Origin of the sequence: Thiocystis violacea, from assembly GCF_016583575.1 — a bacterium.
Lineage (GTDB): Bacteria > Pseudomonadota > Gammaproteobacteria > Chromatiales > Chromatiaceae > Thiocystis > Thiocystis violacea.
Genome location: NZ_NRRG01000001.1, coordinates 69,413 through 84,188 on the forward strand (window position 1 = coordinate 69,413; position 14,776 = coordinate 84,188).

Below are 14,776 nucleotides of genomic sequence, written 5' to 3' on the forward strand. Positions count from 1 at the left end.
ATGATCTGGGCGCGAAAATACGAAATGAAGTGCGCGTTGTCATGACAATGTCCGGCGGATATCATCAAGGCTTCTCAACCGGAGACGCACATGCCGAACCCTCAAGCCCGAAGCACAAAGCTCGATCTGCGGCTCACGCCCGAGGCGAAGGCGCGGCTCAGTGCCGCAGCCCAGGAGCGCCACCAGTCGGTGAGCCAGTTTGTATTGAGCAGCGCACTGGAGCGTGCCGACGAGACCCTGGCCGATCGGCAGCACTTTGGGCTCGATGCCGAGCGCTGGAGCGCCTTCATGGCCGCGCTTGATCTGCCGCCGCGCGCGCTGCCGCGCCTTGAACGTCTCTTAAGTGAGCCGACGCCTTTCGATCCGCCCGACTCGGCATGACGGCCGGCTTCCGGATCGAGAAGCTCCGGCGCGACCATCCGCTCGACGGGTTCGCGAGCGGCCGTGAGACGCTTGATCGCTTCCTCCTGCGCTATGCCTTCACCAATCAGCAGGCCAACGCCTCGCAGACCTATCTCGGTCTGCATGACGAGGAGGTGATTGGCTTCTACACCCTGGTAGTGGGTGAGGTGGCGTATGACGATGCTCCGGAGCGACTGACCAAGGGGCTCGCCCGCCACCCCGTACCCATCATGCTGCTCGCCCGCCTGGCGGTCGCTACGACCTGGCAGCGTCGTGGAATCGGCGCGGGCCTGCTCAAAGACGCCATGCGCCGCACGCTCCAGGCCGCCGAGATTGGCGGTATCCGCGCCTTCGCGGTCCACGCCAAGGACGACGACGCCCGACGCTTCTACGCTCACTTCGGTTTTGTGCCCTCGCCGACCGATCCGCTTCACTTGTTCCTCCTAATCAAAGACCTGCGTCCGCTACTCCCTATCGCGCCTATCTGATTGGGTCCACGCTCGCGGGGAGCACGGGAGAAATAGGTGACTTACCAGGATATTTCCCTCAACGGCGATCTCCTCATCGCGCTGGAGTGCAAAGGCGGGCCTCGGAACGCTGAATCATCCCCGGCCACGTCAAGAAATGGCACCCCCCAGCGCCTTAAATGGCGGGACATGTGTCCGCTGAGCGTCGAATTCCCGCTGCCCCTCAGCGGGGAGTGAGCGGCCGGAATTGGCAGAGTCCTTCCGGATTGCCGCCAGAGCGGGGCGACAGCTCCTGGGACTCAAGAGACCCCATGACGTCTGTCCCGCCGGTCGGATCAGCGTCAGATTCCTTTGCGTCCGGCGCTGTTCGCCCGCGCGGCGCGCTGGCCGTTGTCGCCGCGGGAGGCTGTGACAACTTCAGCGCCGCGCCGATCAGCCCCTCGATGGCGGCCAGATTCTTGGTGTAGCCGGCCTCCAGTCCGTGCCGCTCGATCAAATAGGCTGGGCTATTCCAGACGACGTGAACCTTCCCGGCGTCATCCTCCCAGGCCAGCACCTTCAGGGGCAGATCCAGGCCGATGGTCGGGGCCGCCTGCATCAGCGACGTTCCAGCCTTGGGGTTGCCGAAGATCAACAGTCGGGTGGGGCGCAGCGTCAGCCCGGCGTCCTTGGCCCCGGCGCTGTGATCGATGCGGGCGAAGACGGTGACGCCTTTCTCGCGCAGGACGGCTTCCAGCCGGTCGAGCGTCTCGCCGACCGAGTAGGATTTCAATGAGTTGCCAGCCAAGTTGGTGCCTATGGGTATTCGCCCCGTCCCGCCTGTTTGTTTATCCGCCGCCGACTGGTTCCACCGCACCCGTTGGAAAACGTTCCAGACGAAGCGCGGGCCTAGTACGGCTCGGAACGCCATGATTCGGTAGGGACGGTCCGCGCGCGTCGGGTCGACCCCTGGTCGCGGGGTTCGGCTATCGCGCGATCCATGATCTTCGGTCTAGACTGCGAGCCTTTACTCAATCGGATCCGACCTTGAGCGCGAGTTCACCATCTCCCTTTCCCGATTTCTCCCGCGCCCGTGTCCTGGTCGCGGGGGATCTGATGCTCGATCGCTACTGGACCGGCGCGACGCGGCGCATCTCGCCGGAGGCTCCGGTGCCTGTCGTGCATGTGGAGTCGGTCGAGGATCGGCCCGGCGGGGCGGCGAACGTGGCGCTCAATCTGGCCGCGCTCGGCGCACGCACGATCCTGGTCGGCGTGACGGGGGCGGACGAGGCGGCGGATATCCTGGCCGCGCGCCTGGCCGAGCGGGGCATCGAGACGCGCCTGCACCGTCGCGCCGATCGCCCAACCATCACCAAGCTGCGGGTGATGAGCCATCATCAGCAACTCATCCGGCTCGATTTCGAGCAATCGCTCGCGCCGCTCGACGCCGATCCCCTGCCGGCCCTGGTCGAGGCTGGCCTCGCCGAGACGGATCTCTTGCTGCTCTCGGACTACGCCAAGGGCACCCTGGCCGATCCCCGACCTCTGATCGCGGCGGCGCGGGCGCTCGGCAAGCCGGTCCTGGTCGATCCCAAGGGGCGCGACTTCGCCCGCTATCGTGGCGCGACCATCCTGACCCCGAACCGTGCCGAGCTGGAGGAGATCGTCGGGGTTTGCGGGAACGAGGCCGTGCTGGTGGAGAAGGCCCAGCGGTTGCGCGCCGATCTCGGTCTGGAGGCCCTGCTGGTGACGCTCGGCGAGCGCGGCATGCTGTTGCTGCGCGCGGACGCGGCGGCCTTGCATCTGCCGACCCAGGCGCGCGAGGTGTTCGACGTGACCGGCGCGGGCGATACGGTCATCGCCACGCTGGCGGCGGCGCTGGGCGCGGGGACGCCGATCGACGAGTCCTGCGCCCTAGCCAATCGCGCCGCCGGTCTCGCGGTCGGCAAACTGGGCGCGGCGAGCGTGAGCGCGGCGGAATTGGCGCGCGCCCATCGAGGTGTCGAATGGCATGGCGTCCTGGACCGGGAGGGGCTGATCGCGGCGGCCGCCGCCGCCCGCGCGGCGGGCGAGCGGCTGGTCATGACCAATGGCTGCTTCGATATCCTTCACGAGGGCCATGTGAGCTATCTCCAGCAGGCTAGGCGCCTGGGCGATCGACTCATCGTGGCGGTCAACGACGACGATTCGGTGCGGCGGCTCAAGGGCGAGGGTCGGCCGATCAATGGGGTCGAACAGCGGATGGCGGTGCTGGCCGGGCTGGCCTCGGTCGATTGGGTCTGTCCCTTTGGAGAGGACACGCCGGAGTCGCTGATCTCTCGCGTGAAACCGGATGTGCTGGTCAAGGGCGGCGATTATCGGCCGGATGACATCGCCGGGGCCGATGGCGTGCGCGCCAACGGCGGCGAGGTGCGCGTGATCGATTTCCTGCCGGGACGCTCGACCAGTCGGATCATTGGGGCGATCCGCGATGTCTAGGCCGCGCGTTCGGCGGACTCGGGCGCGCGCGTGAACCTGGCGCTCTACAGCCTGCTGCTGCGACTTATCCTGCCGCTGGCGCTGGCGCGGCTATTCTGGCGCGGTCTCAAGACGCCGGCCTACCGTCGGCGCGTCGCCGAGCGGCTGGCCTGGGGCGCGCCCGCGCCGGTCGCCGACATCTGGCTCCATGCCGTCTCGGTCGGCGAGGCCCAGGCCGCCGAGCCGCTGATCCGGCGCTGGCTCAAGCGCGATCCCGCGCGGCGCATCCTGGTCACCACCACGACACCCACGGGGGCCGCCCGCGTGCGCGAACTCTTCGGCGCGAGCGTCGAGCATCGCTATACCCCCTTCGATCTGCCGGGCCTCCTGGAGCGCTTTCTCGACCAGATCCGACCCGCGCTGGTCGTCGTCATGGAGACCGAGATCTGGCCCAATACGCTGGCCGCCTGCGAACGGCGCGCGATCCCGGTGGTGCTGGCGAACGCGCGACTCTCGGAACGCTCGGCACGGGGCTATGCCCGGCTTCCCGGACTGACCCGCGAGACCCTGCGGCGCTTCGCCCTGATCGCCGCGCAGGCGGACGCCGACGCGCGGCGGTTCGTCGATCTCGGCGCGGATCCTGGGCGCGTGCGGGTCACCGGCAGTATCAAATTCGATCTGCGTCAGCCCGCCAGCCAGCTCGAAAAGGCCGAGGCGATCCGTCGGATCTGGGGGCCACAACGCCCGGTGTGGGTGGCCGCCAGCACGCACGAGGGTGAGGAGGTCCGGCTCCTCAAGGCCCATCGGCGCCTGCTGGAGCGAATGCCAGAAGCCCTGTTGGTGCTGGTGCCGCGCCATCCGGAGCGCTTCGACCGGGTCGCCTCGCTGGTCGTTCGCGAAGGCTTTTCGCTGACGCGCCGCACCGGGGAGACCGACGGCGATTCTGGGGCGTCGGTGTTTCTTGGCGACACCATGGGTGAGCTGCCGGCCTTTCTCGCGGCCGGCGACGCGGCCTTCATCGGCGGCAGCCTGGTGCCGACCGGTGGTCATAATCCGCTGGAGGCGGCCGCAGCGGGCGTGCCCGTGGCGGTGGGACCCTACACCTTCAACTTCGCGGCGATGACCGCGATGCTTCTGGACGAGGGCGCGGCGGCGCGGGTCGCCGACGCGGAGCAACTGGCGGAGCGGATGCTGACTTGGCTGGAAGACGCGACCCTGCGCGCCCGGATGGGCGCGCGGGGCCTGGCGGTCGTCGAACGGAATCGGGGAGCGCTGGATCGGCTGGTCGTCTTGATCGACGGGGTTCTCGATCCGGGGGGGCGGTTGGAACGGCTTATTTGAACAGCGACCAGACCGCGCGGAACTGTTCGTCGCTCGAGTCGCCGATCCACTCGAATCCGACCGACTCGGTGCAGACCACCTGGATGCCGCCGGTGCGCATGCGCTCCAGGACGCTCTCCTTGTAGGCGGTCTTGCGCGAGATGATGCCGTCGGCCGGCACGAACACCTGATAGCCCCAGCGTTGCAGCCCGGAGACGGTTTGGGCGATGCAGATATGCGCCTCCATGCCGACGACGATCAGTTGGCGCCGCTCCGGGTGGGAGGAAATGTTGCGCTCGAACCCAGGCGCGGTGCAGCAGGAAAAGGCGGTCTTTTCCGTCGGCTCATGCACCATCGGCATATTGGTGCGAATCGTCTCCAGGATGGGGCCGAGCCCCTTGGAGTTGTGCTGGGTGGCGATGACCGGGATATCGAGGATCTTGGCGGCCGCGATCAGACGATTGATGTTCTCGACGACCAGATCCAACTCGTCCGCGGGCATGGCGGCCGCGAGTCGTTCCTGGGCGTCGATGATGAGAAGTTGGGATAAGGCCCGCTGACATAGCGGCATCTGTGGCTGATTGGTGCTCATGAGTGCTTGTCCTCTGAATGTATTCGTTATTCGTCCCCGAGCGGGGTCGGAGGAGTGTGCACTATTAGCCCTGCGAAGAGCAAGGATTGAACAACTCAATGGTGCCTGACGGTCGGCGTCAATCGATCGCCCCTGGCCTGGCCGGCCTCAGAACTCGAATCCCGCCGGTTCGGGCGCGTTGCGCAATGGCGGCACATGGGTCTCGAACAGGGATTCGCGGCGATAGTCGTTCTGGCCGACCCGGGTGATCCGCACGCACTCCATGGCCGGCGCCGCGCCGAGGATGCAGAAGAGACGCCCGCCGATCGCCAGTTGTCCGCGCAGCATTGGCAGGGCGTCCTCGGTCGGCATGGAGCCCTTGATCGCGATGGCGTCGAAGGGGCCGTCGGCGATCGGCCCGGCCAGTCCATCGCCCTCGCGGACCTCGATGCGCTCGAGCTTGAGCGCCGCGAGGCGTTCGCGCGCCGCCGTCGCCTGAGCGGCATCGATCTCAAGGCTGATGACACGCCCGCCGAGTCGGCTCAGACAGGCCGTCACATAACCCGCGCCGGTCCCGATCTCCAGCACCCGGTCGCCGGGTTGGACGGCGAGCGCCTGCAACAGATGACCCACCACCTTGGGCGCGAGCATGAGGCCGCCGATGTCGTTCGGCGTCTCGATGTCGGCATAGGCCAGGCCGCGATAGGCGTCGGGCACGAAGGACTCGCGCGGGATCTCGCCCATCACCTCCAGGACGCGCTCGTCGAGCACACCCCATGGCCGGATCTGCTGCTGGATCATGTTGAAACGGGCCAACTCGGTGCTGTTGTCCATGAAGCGGGTGTCCCCCGGAGATTGTTGTTTGAAATGAAGCGGCTCGTGAGCCTACTCAGTTTGGGCGGTCAGGGCAACCGGACCTCGGCGCTCGGTCGACGCGACAAAGGTTGGGGTCCGCCGTCGGGATCGAGCCGGGGCGGGCGCCCTGCCTCAGGCTGACGCCTGGCTCCCGACGCCGGCTCACTCCACCACCTGGGCATAATTCTGGCCGCGCACGCCCTGGAGCAGCGAATCCACGTCATCGGTCGGGATGCCGAGCATTTCGAGCGCCTCCGCCCCCAGCCGCAGACTGCTTTCGATCGCCTCGGGATAGGCGCGGGTCGCGCCGGCGCGGATCAGACTGCCGCAGGCGTCCAGATCGCGGGCGCGGGCGATGACCGGGACGTGCGGATAGGCGTGGCGAATGTGCGAGACGGCACGCAGAGCGGTCGGTCCGTGGTCGATGGTCAGGATGACCAGCGAGGCGCTGCCGACCTGGGCCGCGGCCAGCAGTTCCATGTCGCCGATATCCCCGTAGTAGACGGCCCGGCCATCGCGCACCCCATGCTCGACATTGGTCGGATTGGTGTCGAAGGCGATGAAGGGGATCTGGTTGACCTCCAGCAAGGTGGCGATGGTATGACCCACGCGCCCGTAACCGGCGATCACGACCCGTTCCTTGGGCGCGATGCCCGTGGTCTCGAAGCCGAACGACTCGGGCGTGGTGACGCGCCGCTCGGCGCGGCGGGCCAGGTTGTCGCCGAGGCGTACCAACAGCGGGGTCAGCAGCATGCTGACCGAGATCACGCTCACGGCCAGCACGAAGGTGGCTCCGTCGATGACGCCCAACGCCTTGGCGAAGCCGAACAGCACGAACCCGAATTCGCCGTTCTGGGCGAGCAGGAAGGCGACCCGCGTCGCGACCCCACGCGGCAGCCCGAACATGAGCGCGATCAGAAAGAGCACGAGCAGCTTGATGCCGAGGATCACCACCACATGCTGGGCGAGCCGCAGTGGCTGTTCCACGATCGCCGGCAGATCGATCGACATGCCCACGGCGACGAAGAAGACGCTCATCAGCAGCCCCTTGAAGGGCTCGACGTGGGCCTGGATCTGGAAGCTGAAACGCGAGGTGGAGAGCAGCATCCCCATCATGAAGGCCCCCAGCGCCATGGACAGTCCGACCTTGTGCATGGCCCAGGCCGCCAGGAAGACCGACAGCATCACCACCAGCGCGAAGGCTTCGCGATTGTTCTGACGCAGCAGCCGCTCCAGCGCGAAAGGGACGACAAAGCGTCCGCAGAGGATCACCAGCCCCACCATGCCGATCAGGGTCAGGATCTGCTCGCCGATCGATATCTCCGGCGAGATGCCCCCTGGATCGGACAGTAGCGGGACCATCGCCAGCATGGGCACCACGGCCAGATCCTGCATCAGCAGGATGGCGAAGGCGGTGGTGCCGTGGCGGGTCGCCAGATCACCGCGTTCGTGCAGCAGTTGCATGACCAGCGCGGTGGACGAGAGGGCCATGGTGAAGCCAATCAGCAGCGCGGCCTGCCAAGACGGCTGATAGAAGGCGATATAGCCGCCGATGAGGACGCCGGAGAGCAGGATCTGCACCGTGCCCAGGCCGAAGACCTCGCGGCGCAGCGCCCACAGCCGCTTGGGTTGCATCTCCAGCCCGATCATGAACAGCAGCAGCACCACGCCCAGCTCGGTGAAGTTGCGCACGTCCTCGACATGCGCGGTCACGTAGGGTCCGGGCGAGTGCGGACCGACGATGATCCCCGCCACCAGGAGGCCGAGGATCGAGCCCAGGCCCAGATGCTTGAACAGGGCCACCGACAGGGCCGCCGCGGTCAGCAGGACGATGGCGGAGAGGATGAAGCTATGCAGTTCCATCCCGGAACTCTACCAAGATCCAGGCGGCCGTGGGCTCGATCGTCTCGGCCTGCTCAGCGACCGCTCGCTCGCTTCAGATACAGGCGCGGGCGATTTCCGATAATTCCACGCGCGCCCTCAACCGCCGCGAAAGCATGAAGGAGCCCATGAACTTGCGATGCAGGAACATGGTCTCGGGGGCGGGCGCGGTGCTGAACACGCCCGAGTGGAACATGTCGCGTCCCTGGTGGTAGACCCGCTCGAAGAGGTCGGACAGGCCGAAATCATAATGACCGGCCTGTCGCAGCGGCTCGGACGCCATCTGGAGCAGGTCCATCATGGCGTCGATGTGCTCGCCCGGATCGTTTTCGCCGACATAGCCGAGCGCGACCGAGGCGGCCCGCATCCCGGCGCGATCATTGGCGATCGCGCTACGGGCGAGCTGGCGGTATGACTCCACCAGGGCGGGGGCGACCGATTTGGTGGCGCCGAAATCCAGGAGCGCGATCCGACCGCTCGCGGCGTTGTAGAGATAGTTGCCGAAGTTCGGATCGGTCTGCACCAGACCGAACTCGAACAGCTCGCGCAGCGACAGACGCATCAGCAGCGTGGCCGCACGGTCACGCTCGGCGCGGCGGTATTCGGGTCCGGCCAGACGATCCAGCGGCACGCCGTCGGCGAAATCCATCGCCAGGATGTTGTGGGTGGTCAGATCCCGGTGGACGCCGGGGATGAGGAAGTCCGGATCCTCGCCGACCCAGGCGCGATAGGCGTCCAGCGCCTCGGCCTCGGCGGCGTAGTCGGCCTCACGATGGAGCTGACGCCGGGCCTCGTCCAGGAAGGGTCCGATGTCCAGGCCCTTCGGCGCCATGCCGAGCGAGCGCCCCAGGAAGGCCAGGTTGTCGATATCGCTGTCGATGCTTTCGCGTACGCCGGGGAACTGGATCTTGAGGGCGAGCCGGCGTCCGTCCCTGGTCTCGGCGCGATGGACCTGTCCGATGGAGGCCGAGGCGATGGGGGTGAACTCGAAGCGTTTGAACCGCTTATCCCAGTGCGCGCCGTACTCGGCCTCAAGGACGCGGGCGAGCTGGCTCATGGGCATGGATTGGGCGCGGTCGCGCAGCGCCCCCATGATCTCGGCGGCCTCGGGTGTGAAGATATCCGAGCCGTCCATGGACATGAGCTGACCCATCTTCATCACCGCGCCGCGCATGTGGGCGAGCCGGTCGGTGAAGCGGCGGGTATGTTCGGGTGACAACTGGATGCGCGCGGACTGGCCGGTCCCGCGCGCGCGGGCCAGATCGATCAAACCCTTCACGCCGATACCCGCGGCCAGGTCGCCGGTGGCGCGGCCGAGATGCCAAAGGCGGCTCAGGCGCTTGCTGGGGACGGCGCCGCCGAACGACGGGGGAGACTGAGGCATGGGGATTCCTTCCTAAAGATGAATGCGCGGAGTCCTGGCGGACGTGGCACGGAACTGGTGGCGGTAGACCGGGAGTGCGAGCCGGGAGTTCCGCGCGAGCCGAAGCCCTGAGTGGCTGGAACGTCTTCGCGGATAGGGAGCGGCCACTCATCGGTTAATAAAGAGATGGAGTATTTTAGTTGTGTCTGGGCATGCCTTCATTGATAATAACCGGTTATTCCGCGACTCCCTCTAGGCTGGCCGGTCGGCCTTCTCCACGGGCGCGACTCTTTCCTCTCCGAGAGGCCCCCATCATGGAAACCCCCGAAACGAGCGTCGGCTTCGACGCCCTCGGCCTTGCTCCCGTTATCGAGCAGGCCGTTCTTGAACTCGGCTACGAAACGCCGACGGCGATCCAGCTCCAGTGCATTCCTCACCTGCTCGCGGGTCGCGATCTGCTCGGCCAAGCCCAGACCGGAACCGGCAAGACCGCCGCCTTCGCCTTGCCGCTGCTCAGCCGCATCGACCCGGATCTGCGGCGCCCCCAGATCCTGGTGCTGACGCCGACCCGCGAACTGGCGCTCCAGGTCGCGGAGGCGTTTCAGGGCTATGCGAAGCATCTCAAGGGTTTCAACGTGCTGCCTATCTATGGTGGCCAGGCCTATGGGCTCCAGCTCGGCCAGCTCAAGCGCAATCCGCAGGTGATCGTGGGCACCCCGGGCCGGGTCATGGACCACATCCGCCGCGGTACCCTGTCGCTTGAGGGGATTCGCACCCTGGTCCTGGACGAGGCCGACGAGATGCTCAACATGGGCTTCGCGGAGGACATCGACTGGATCTTCGATCAGGCCCCGGCCGAGCGCCAGGTCGCGCTCTTCTCGGCCACCATGCCGAGCGGGATCCGACGCGTCGCCCAGGATCGGCTGGTCGATCCGGTCGAGGTCAAGATCGTCGGCGACTCGGAGACGGTCAATACCATCGATCAGCATCACTGCATCGTCACCCGTTTCCACAAGCTCGATGCGCTTACCCGCATCATGGAGCTGGAGCCGTTCGACGCCATGCTGATTTTCGTGCGTACCAAGAACGCGACCAGCGAACTGGCGGACAAGCTCAAGGCACATGGCTTCGCGGCCGAGCCCCTGAACGGCGACATGAATCAGGAGATGCGCGAGCGCACGATCGAGCGGCTCAAGAACGGTCAGCTCGACGTGCTGGTCGCGACCGACGTGGCGGCCCGCGGGCTCGACGTCGAGCGGATCAGCCATGTGGTCAACTATGACATTCCGACCGATCCCTCCGCCTACGTGCACCGCATCGGCCGCACCGGACGGGCGGGGCGCGCGGGCCGGGCGGTGTTGCTGGTCGAGCCGCGCGAGCGGGGGCTGCTCAAGGCCATCGAGCGGACCATCCGGCGGAACATCCCGGCGATGGAGCCGCCCTCCGCCGCCGCGCTGAGCGAGTCGCGCATCGACCGCTTCACCGAGGTGCTGCTCAAGACCCGGGCGGACGAGGATCTGGATTTCTTCTATCGCCTGCTGTCGCGCATCGCGCAGGAGCAGGAGCTGGAGATCATGGACATCGCCGCCGCGCTGGCCTATCTCAATCAGCGTGATCGGCCGCTGAACCTCAAGGATGATCCGCTGCGTCCGCCCCGGCGCGAACGCTTCGAGGAGCGGGGGGAGCGTCCCCAGCGCTCGCCGGACCGCGGGCCCGATCGGCGGCAGGAGGCGGGCCGCGACGATCGGCCGCGCCGCGAGGAGGCTCGGGATGGGCAACGGCCGCGTCGCGACGACGCCGATCTGGTCAGTTACCGGATCGAGGTCGGGCATCAGCACGGCGTGAGTCCGCGTGAGATCGTCGGCGCCATCGCCAATGAATCCGGTCTTGAGGGCCGCTATATCGGCCGCATCGATATCCAGAACGAGTACTCGCTCGTCGATCTTCCCAAGGGCATGCCGCGCGAGGTCTTCGAGCATCTCAAGCGGGTCTTCGTGTGCGGTCAGGCCCTGCGGATCTCGCCGGCCGAGGGCAAGGCCCCCACGCCCGCCTGGGAGGGTCGCGGCGATGCCGGGGGGGATCGCTCCGCTGCGTCGCGGGCTCCCGCGTCGGCTCCACGCGCGCCGGGTGCCTTCCGTCCCAAGGATCGCGATGGGGCCGGTCCGCGTCGTCCGAGCACCGGGAAGGGTCCGGGATCGGGCCGGAAGTCTCGCGACTAAGGTCTCGCGCCGCGCACCTCGGGGTGTTTGGCGCCATTCCTTTGTTGGATTCGCGACAAGCCGTCCCCTGGGGCGGCTTTTTTTCGCAGGCGACATCCCTTGGAGCACGCTCGCGCGTCGTCCGTTTGGCCGAGCTCATCGCTCGCCTGGGGTGTCTCCGCCTCTGGTCGCGCCGATGGCCGTCAGGGGAAAGCGGCGGGGGCGAGCCTGATCCGGTAAGTTGGCGGGTTTATTGCTTGAATGCATGACCGCCTGTTTGTTACTGGGAGTCACCCGAAGGTGTCAACACAACTCGAATCGCTTGCCGCGGACCTGGCCTCTGGCGTCCTAGTTCCCTATCTCGGACCCGGCGCCCTGACCGGCGCCGTCGATCCGCTGACCCAAGCCCCCATCCCGGCCGATAGCGACAGCCTCATCCTGGCCATGAACAACGGCAAGCCCATGTCGGCGCGTCTCATGTGGGAGTTCCCGAGGGCGGCCATGGACGTGGAGCTCAAGCGCGGACGTGGCGCGGTGCACCGTTTCCTGAACACGACCTACGCGGAGCGAACCTGGACCCGCTCGCCCCTGCACGCTTGGCTGGGCCGCGTTCGACCGCCCTATGTGATCGATATCAATCGCGATCTCCAGCTTCAGGATTCCTACGCGGATATTCCGCATACCCTGATTCGCGGCATCGCCCGCACGGGCGGCACCGATTACCGCTTCCGCCTCCATGCCTATGATGGCTCGGCCTATCGCGAGGTGGATCAGGCCGAGGTGGACACCAGCCTGCCCATCCTCTTCAAGCCGATGGGAAGCCCCCGGCCGGACGCGACCTATATCGCCTCGGACGCGGATTACGTCGATTATCTCACCGAACTCATGGGAGGGTTCGGCGTCCCCGCGTTCGTCAAGTCGTACCGGGTCGGCCGGCAATATGTCTTCATCGGCCTGAGGTTTCTGCGCGATACCGAGCGGATGGTGATGTCCGATATGATTTACGCCGCCGGAACCCCGGCCGGCTGGGCCTTGATCCCGGATCCCACCGACAAGGAACGACGGTTCTGCGACAGCAAGGGCGTCGAGATCATCGAGGCGGATATTCCGGACCTGTTGCGCGCCGCCGGTGCCAGCGACGGTTTGAGCGGGCTGCTTCCCCTGTATCATGAGGCAGGCTGTTAAACCGATGTCGAGGCCCGAGGAGGAGACGCATGGCGCTGATCGAGGATTTCGAGAGCCGTTTTCTCCTGGGCGTTGCGGCCATGGACCGCAATCACCGTGAATTCGTCGATCTGATCAATCGCATGGGGGAGGCCAGCCAGGCTACCTTCGTCTATCTCTATCCCGAAATGGTCCGGCACACCCATGCCCATTTCGCGGCCGAGGAGGTCATGATGGACCAGTCCAGGTTTTCCGCGACCTCCGAGCATCGCGGCGAGCACCAGCGTGTGCTGGGCGAGATGGACTGGTTCGGGCGTCATCTCCAGCGGGGTCGGATCCCGCTGGCGAGGGCCTATGTGGCCGAGCAGCTTCCCGGATGGTTCGCGCGACATGCGGTGACCATGGATAGCGCCCTGGCCGGGCATCTCAACCGGCCCGCGCCCAAACCCGCGCAAGCGACCCTGGATCCGTGCGAACCCGGAGGGGAGTGAGCGCCGATCGGCGCGCTCCACTCGCGTTCAGGATCGCCGTTGGAACCTGCCCATCACCGAGCGTACGCGGTGTCGCAGGCTCAGGCGCTCGTCGTTGGTGACGGTCTGCTGTCGTTGCACCGACCGCAGCGTTTCCTGGATCCGCTGGAGTTCCAGCTTGATGTCGAAGGCGTCGAGCCGCGACAGCTCCGCCGGACTGGGAACCGCGCGTCCGACGCTGTCCGGGGCTCGCTTGCGACGGGCGATTTGACGCGCCACCTGCGCGACCGGACCCATGTCGGGATCCTGGACCGCGATCCAGGCCGCGTGATGGGGGAGAAATTTGTTAAACCCCAGCGCCGCCAGATCCTGTTCGCTCCACTGACTGCGATGCGAGGCATAGGGGTTTTCCGCTACCTCCCTCGGCTCGACCCTCTTGGGCGTGGAGAGGATCGTGCGATGTCCGACCCGCTTGAGCTGCTGGACCAGCTCGATCGCGTCGTCGCGCTCCAGGTACTCGACCAGATCGATGGCCAGCACCAGCTCATAGGCGCCGTCGGGCAGTTCCGGCAAGATGGTCAGCGCCTCTCCGGGATGCATGGTGTCGTAGGCCCATTCGGGTACGTAGGGCGCGAGCCGGGGATTGGCCTCGATGCCATCAATGCGTGTTTGCCGGCCTGGCCGGGCGTGCGGATTCGGCTTGGCCATGTGGGAAGGATCCCCGTGGAGATCCAGGTAGATACGGCATAGGAGGCCGTATAGCCCCATTCCGCACCCCACATCCAATATGGATTGCGGTTGGAGATCCTTGATTTCGCCAAGGATCGATGAAATCTGCTCACTGTTGCTGAAGGGCATGTCGGTACGCGGGAGTGCCTTGGCGGGTTGGTTGCTGTCGCGGGGATGGACGGTTCGGCGCGAGGCCGCTCTGGGTCGATCACCCGTTCGCGCCGGTTCGGATGGCCCGGCGCGACCAGGGAAGACTCGTAGGATAATGGGCAAGGCGATGCGATGCGTACCTACGAGGTTTTTTCACAAGCTCTGAGTCGATTACCCATTCGCGCCGGTTCGAACGACGGCCCGGCGCGACCAGGGGAGCATGCGCTCCAGGGTATGGTCGCGGAGGTAGTACTGGTGCCAGAGGGCGGCGGCCACATGCAGAGCGATGAGTCCGTAGAGGAACAGTTCCATGGGCTCGCCGTGCAGGATATGCATGAGGTCGTTCAGCGCCGGGGCGTTCCCGAACGGAGACGGGATCTGAATGAGGCCGAAGAAATCCGCGGCCCGATCCTTGGAGGCGAGACGCAGAAAACCGAAGATCGGGATCAACAGGGTGGCGAGGTTGAGCAGGAGGTGAGCGCCCTTGCTGGCGAGCTGGATCAAGCGGGATCCGGCCACCGGATCCGGCGCGCCGACCAGGCGCGACCAGCCGATCCGCGCGATCGTGACCAGGAAGATCAGGATGCCGAGCGACACATGCAGATTGAGATACCCGGTGCGCAAATCCGAGGGCTTGGGCGCCCCGTCGCGCAGCCAGTCCGTGACCAGGAGCCCGATGATCAAGACCACGACGGTCCAGTGGAAGACCTGGGTGATCAGGTCGTAACGTTGCATGGATGGTGTCTGATTCATGGTATTGGCGGCCTGTC

Annotated in this window: 14 protein-coding genes; 7 read left to right on the forward strand and 7 right to left on the reverse strand. The window is 66.4% G+C overall.

Annotation, left to right across the window (positions count from 1 at the left end; all coding sequences use genetic code 11):
* Nucleotides 1–90: 90 nt before the first annotated feature.
* Together CKO27_RS00335 and CKO27_RS00340 are read left to right on the forward strand one after the other, a co-directional pair.
* Nucleotides 91–381, forward strand: coding sequence for a type II toxin-antitoxin system TacA family antitoxin (locus CKO27_RS00335; protein ID WP_200372646.1), 291 nt, complete (start codon nucleotides 91–93; stop codon nucleotides 379–381).
* The gene (locus CKO27_RS00340; RefSeq protein WP_200372648.1) at nucleotides 378–890 is read left to right on the forward strand and encodes a GNAT family N-acetyltransferase; all 513 of its coding nucleotides are present in this window, start codon (nucleotides 378–380) and stop codon (nucleotides 888–890) included. Before CKO27_RS00335 ends, CKO27_RS00340 begins: the two co-directional genes overlap by 4 nt.
* A 202-nt stretch (nucleotides 891–1,092) precedes the next feature.
* Here the strand turns inward: CKO27_RS00340 and CKO27_RS00345 are convergent, their stop codons facing one another.
* On the reverse strand, nucleotides 1,093–1,641 hold the full coding sequence (locus tag CKO27_RS00345; RefSeq protein ID WP_200372650.1) for a DUF302 domain-containing protein: 549 nt from the start codon (nucleotides 1,639–1,641) through the stop codon (nucleotides 1,093–1,095).
* A 254-nt stretch (nucleotides 1,642–1,895) separates the two neighbouring features.
* Between CKO27_RS00345 and hldE the strand changes: the two genes are divergently transcribed.
* Both hldE and waaA read left to right on the forward strand, forming a co-directional pair.
* Entirely contained in the window at nucleotides 1,896–3,326 is a 1,431-nt protein-coding gene (hldE, locus tag CKO27_RS00350; protein ID WP_276570107.1) for a bifunctional D-glycero-beta-D-manno-heptose-7-phosphate kinase/D-glycero-beta-D-manno-heptose 1-phosphate adenylyltransferase HldE, read from the forward strand.
* Nucleotides 3,327–3,356: 30 nt separating this feature from the next.
* On the forward strand, nucleotides 3,357–4,646 hold the full coding sequence (gene waaA / locus CKO27_RS00355; protein WP_200372652.1) for a lipid IV(A) 3-deoxy-D-manno-octulosonic acid transferase: 1,290 nt from the start codon (nucleotides 3,357–3,359) through the stop codon (nucleotides 4,644–4,646).
* On the opposite strand, the gene CKO27_RS00360 is transcribed toward waaA, so the two are convergent.
* The 4 genes from CKO27_RS00360 to CKO27_RS00375 all read right to left on the reverse strand — a co-directional run bounded on the left by CKO27_RS00360 (nucleotide 4,639) and on the right by CKO27_RS00375 (nucleotide 9,316).
* Nucleotides 4,639–5,217 carry an isochorismatase family protein gene (locus tag CKO27_RS00360; protein ID WP_200372654.1) on the reverse strand — a complete coding sequence of 193 codons (579 nt, stop codon included), beginning with the start codon at nucleotides 5,215–5,217 and terminating at the stop codon, nucleotides 4,639–4,641. The two genes, waaA and CKO27_RS00360, sit on opposite strands and share 8 nt — an antisense overlap.
* A 147-nt stretch (nucleotides 5,218–5,364) precedes the next feature.
* Nucleotides 5,365–6,030 (reverse strand): protein-L-isoaspartate O-methyltransferase family protein, encoded by a 666-nt coding sequence (locus CKO27_RS00365; RefSeq protein ID WP_200372656.1) that lies wholly within the window; start codon nucleotides 6,028–6,030, stop codon nucleotides 5,365–5,367.
* A 183-nt stretch (nucleotides 6,031–6,213) separates the two neighbouring features.
* Nucleotides 6,214–7,914 carry a cation:proton antiporter domain-containing protein gene (locus tag CKO27_RS00370; RefSeq protein WP_200372658.1) on the reverse strand — a complete coding sequence of 567 codons (1,701 nt, stop codon included), beginning with the start codon at nucleotides 7,912–7,914 and terminating at the stop codon, nucleotides 6,214–6,216.
* Nucleotides 7,915–7,987: 73 nt separating this feature from the next.
* Entirely contained in the window at nucleotides 7,988–9,316 is a 1,329-nt protein-coding gene (locus CKO27_RS00375; RefSeq protein WP_200372659.1) for an ABC1 kinase family protein, read from the reverse strand.
* Nucleotides 9,317–9,609: 293 nt separating this feature from the next.
* Between CKO27_RS00375 and CKO27_RS00380 the strand changes: the two genes are divergently transcribed.
* From CKO27_RS00380 to CKO27_RS00390, 3 genes are all read left to right on the forward strand, one after another.
* Nucleotides 9,610–11,514 (forward strand): DEAD/DEAH box helicase, encoded by a 1,905-nt coding sequence (locus CKO27_RS00380; RefSeq protein WP_200372660.1) that lies wholly within the window; start codon nucleotides 9,610–9,612, stop codon nucleotides 11,512–11,514.
* Between the two features lie 279 nt (nucleotides 11,515–11,793).
* A complete protein-coding gene (locus CKO27_RS00385; protein WP_200372661.1) occupies nucleotides 11,794–12,678 on the forward strand; it encodes an SIR2 family protein in 885 nt (294 codons plus the stop codon).
* A gap of 29 nt (nucleotides 12,679–12,707) precedes the next feature.
* Entirely contained in the window at nucleotides 12,708–13,148 is a 441-nt protein-coding gene (locus CKO27_RS00390; RefSeq protein ID WP_200372662.1) for a bacteriohemerythrin, read from the forward strand.
* A 27-nt stretch (nucleotides 13,149–13,175) separates the two neighbouring features.
* Here CKO27_RS00390 and CKO27_RS00395 read toward each other — a convergent pair whose 3' ends face one another.
* Together CKO27_RS00395 and CKO27_RS00400 are read right to left on the reverse strand one after the other, a co-directional pair.
* Nucleotides 13,176–13,835, reverse strand: a complete 660-nt coding sequence (locus CKO27_RS00395) for a hypothetical protein (protein ID WP_200372663.1) — start codon at nucleotides 13,833–13,835, stop codon at nucleotides 13,176–13,178.
* Nucleotides 13,836–14,177: 342 nt separating this feature from the next.
* Nucleotides 14,178–14,759: a cytochrome b gene (locus tag CKO27_RS00400; RefSeq protein WP_200372664.1), complete on the reverse strand. Its 582-nt coding sequence runs from the start codon at nucleotides 14,757–14,759 to the stop codon at nucleotides 14,178–14,180.
* Nucleotides 14,760–14,776 lie beyond the last annotated feature (17 nt).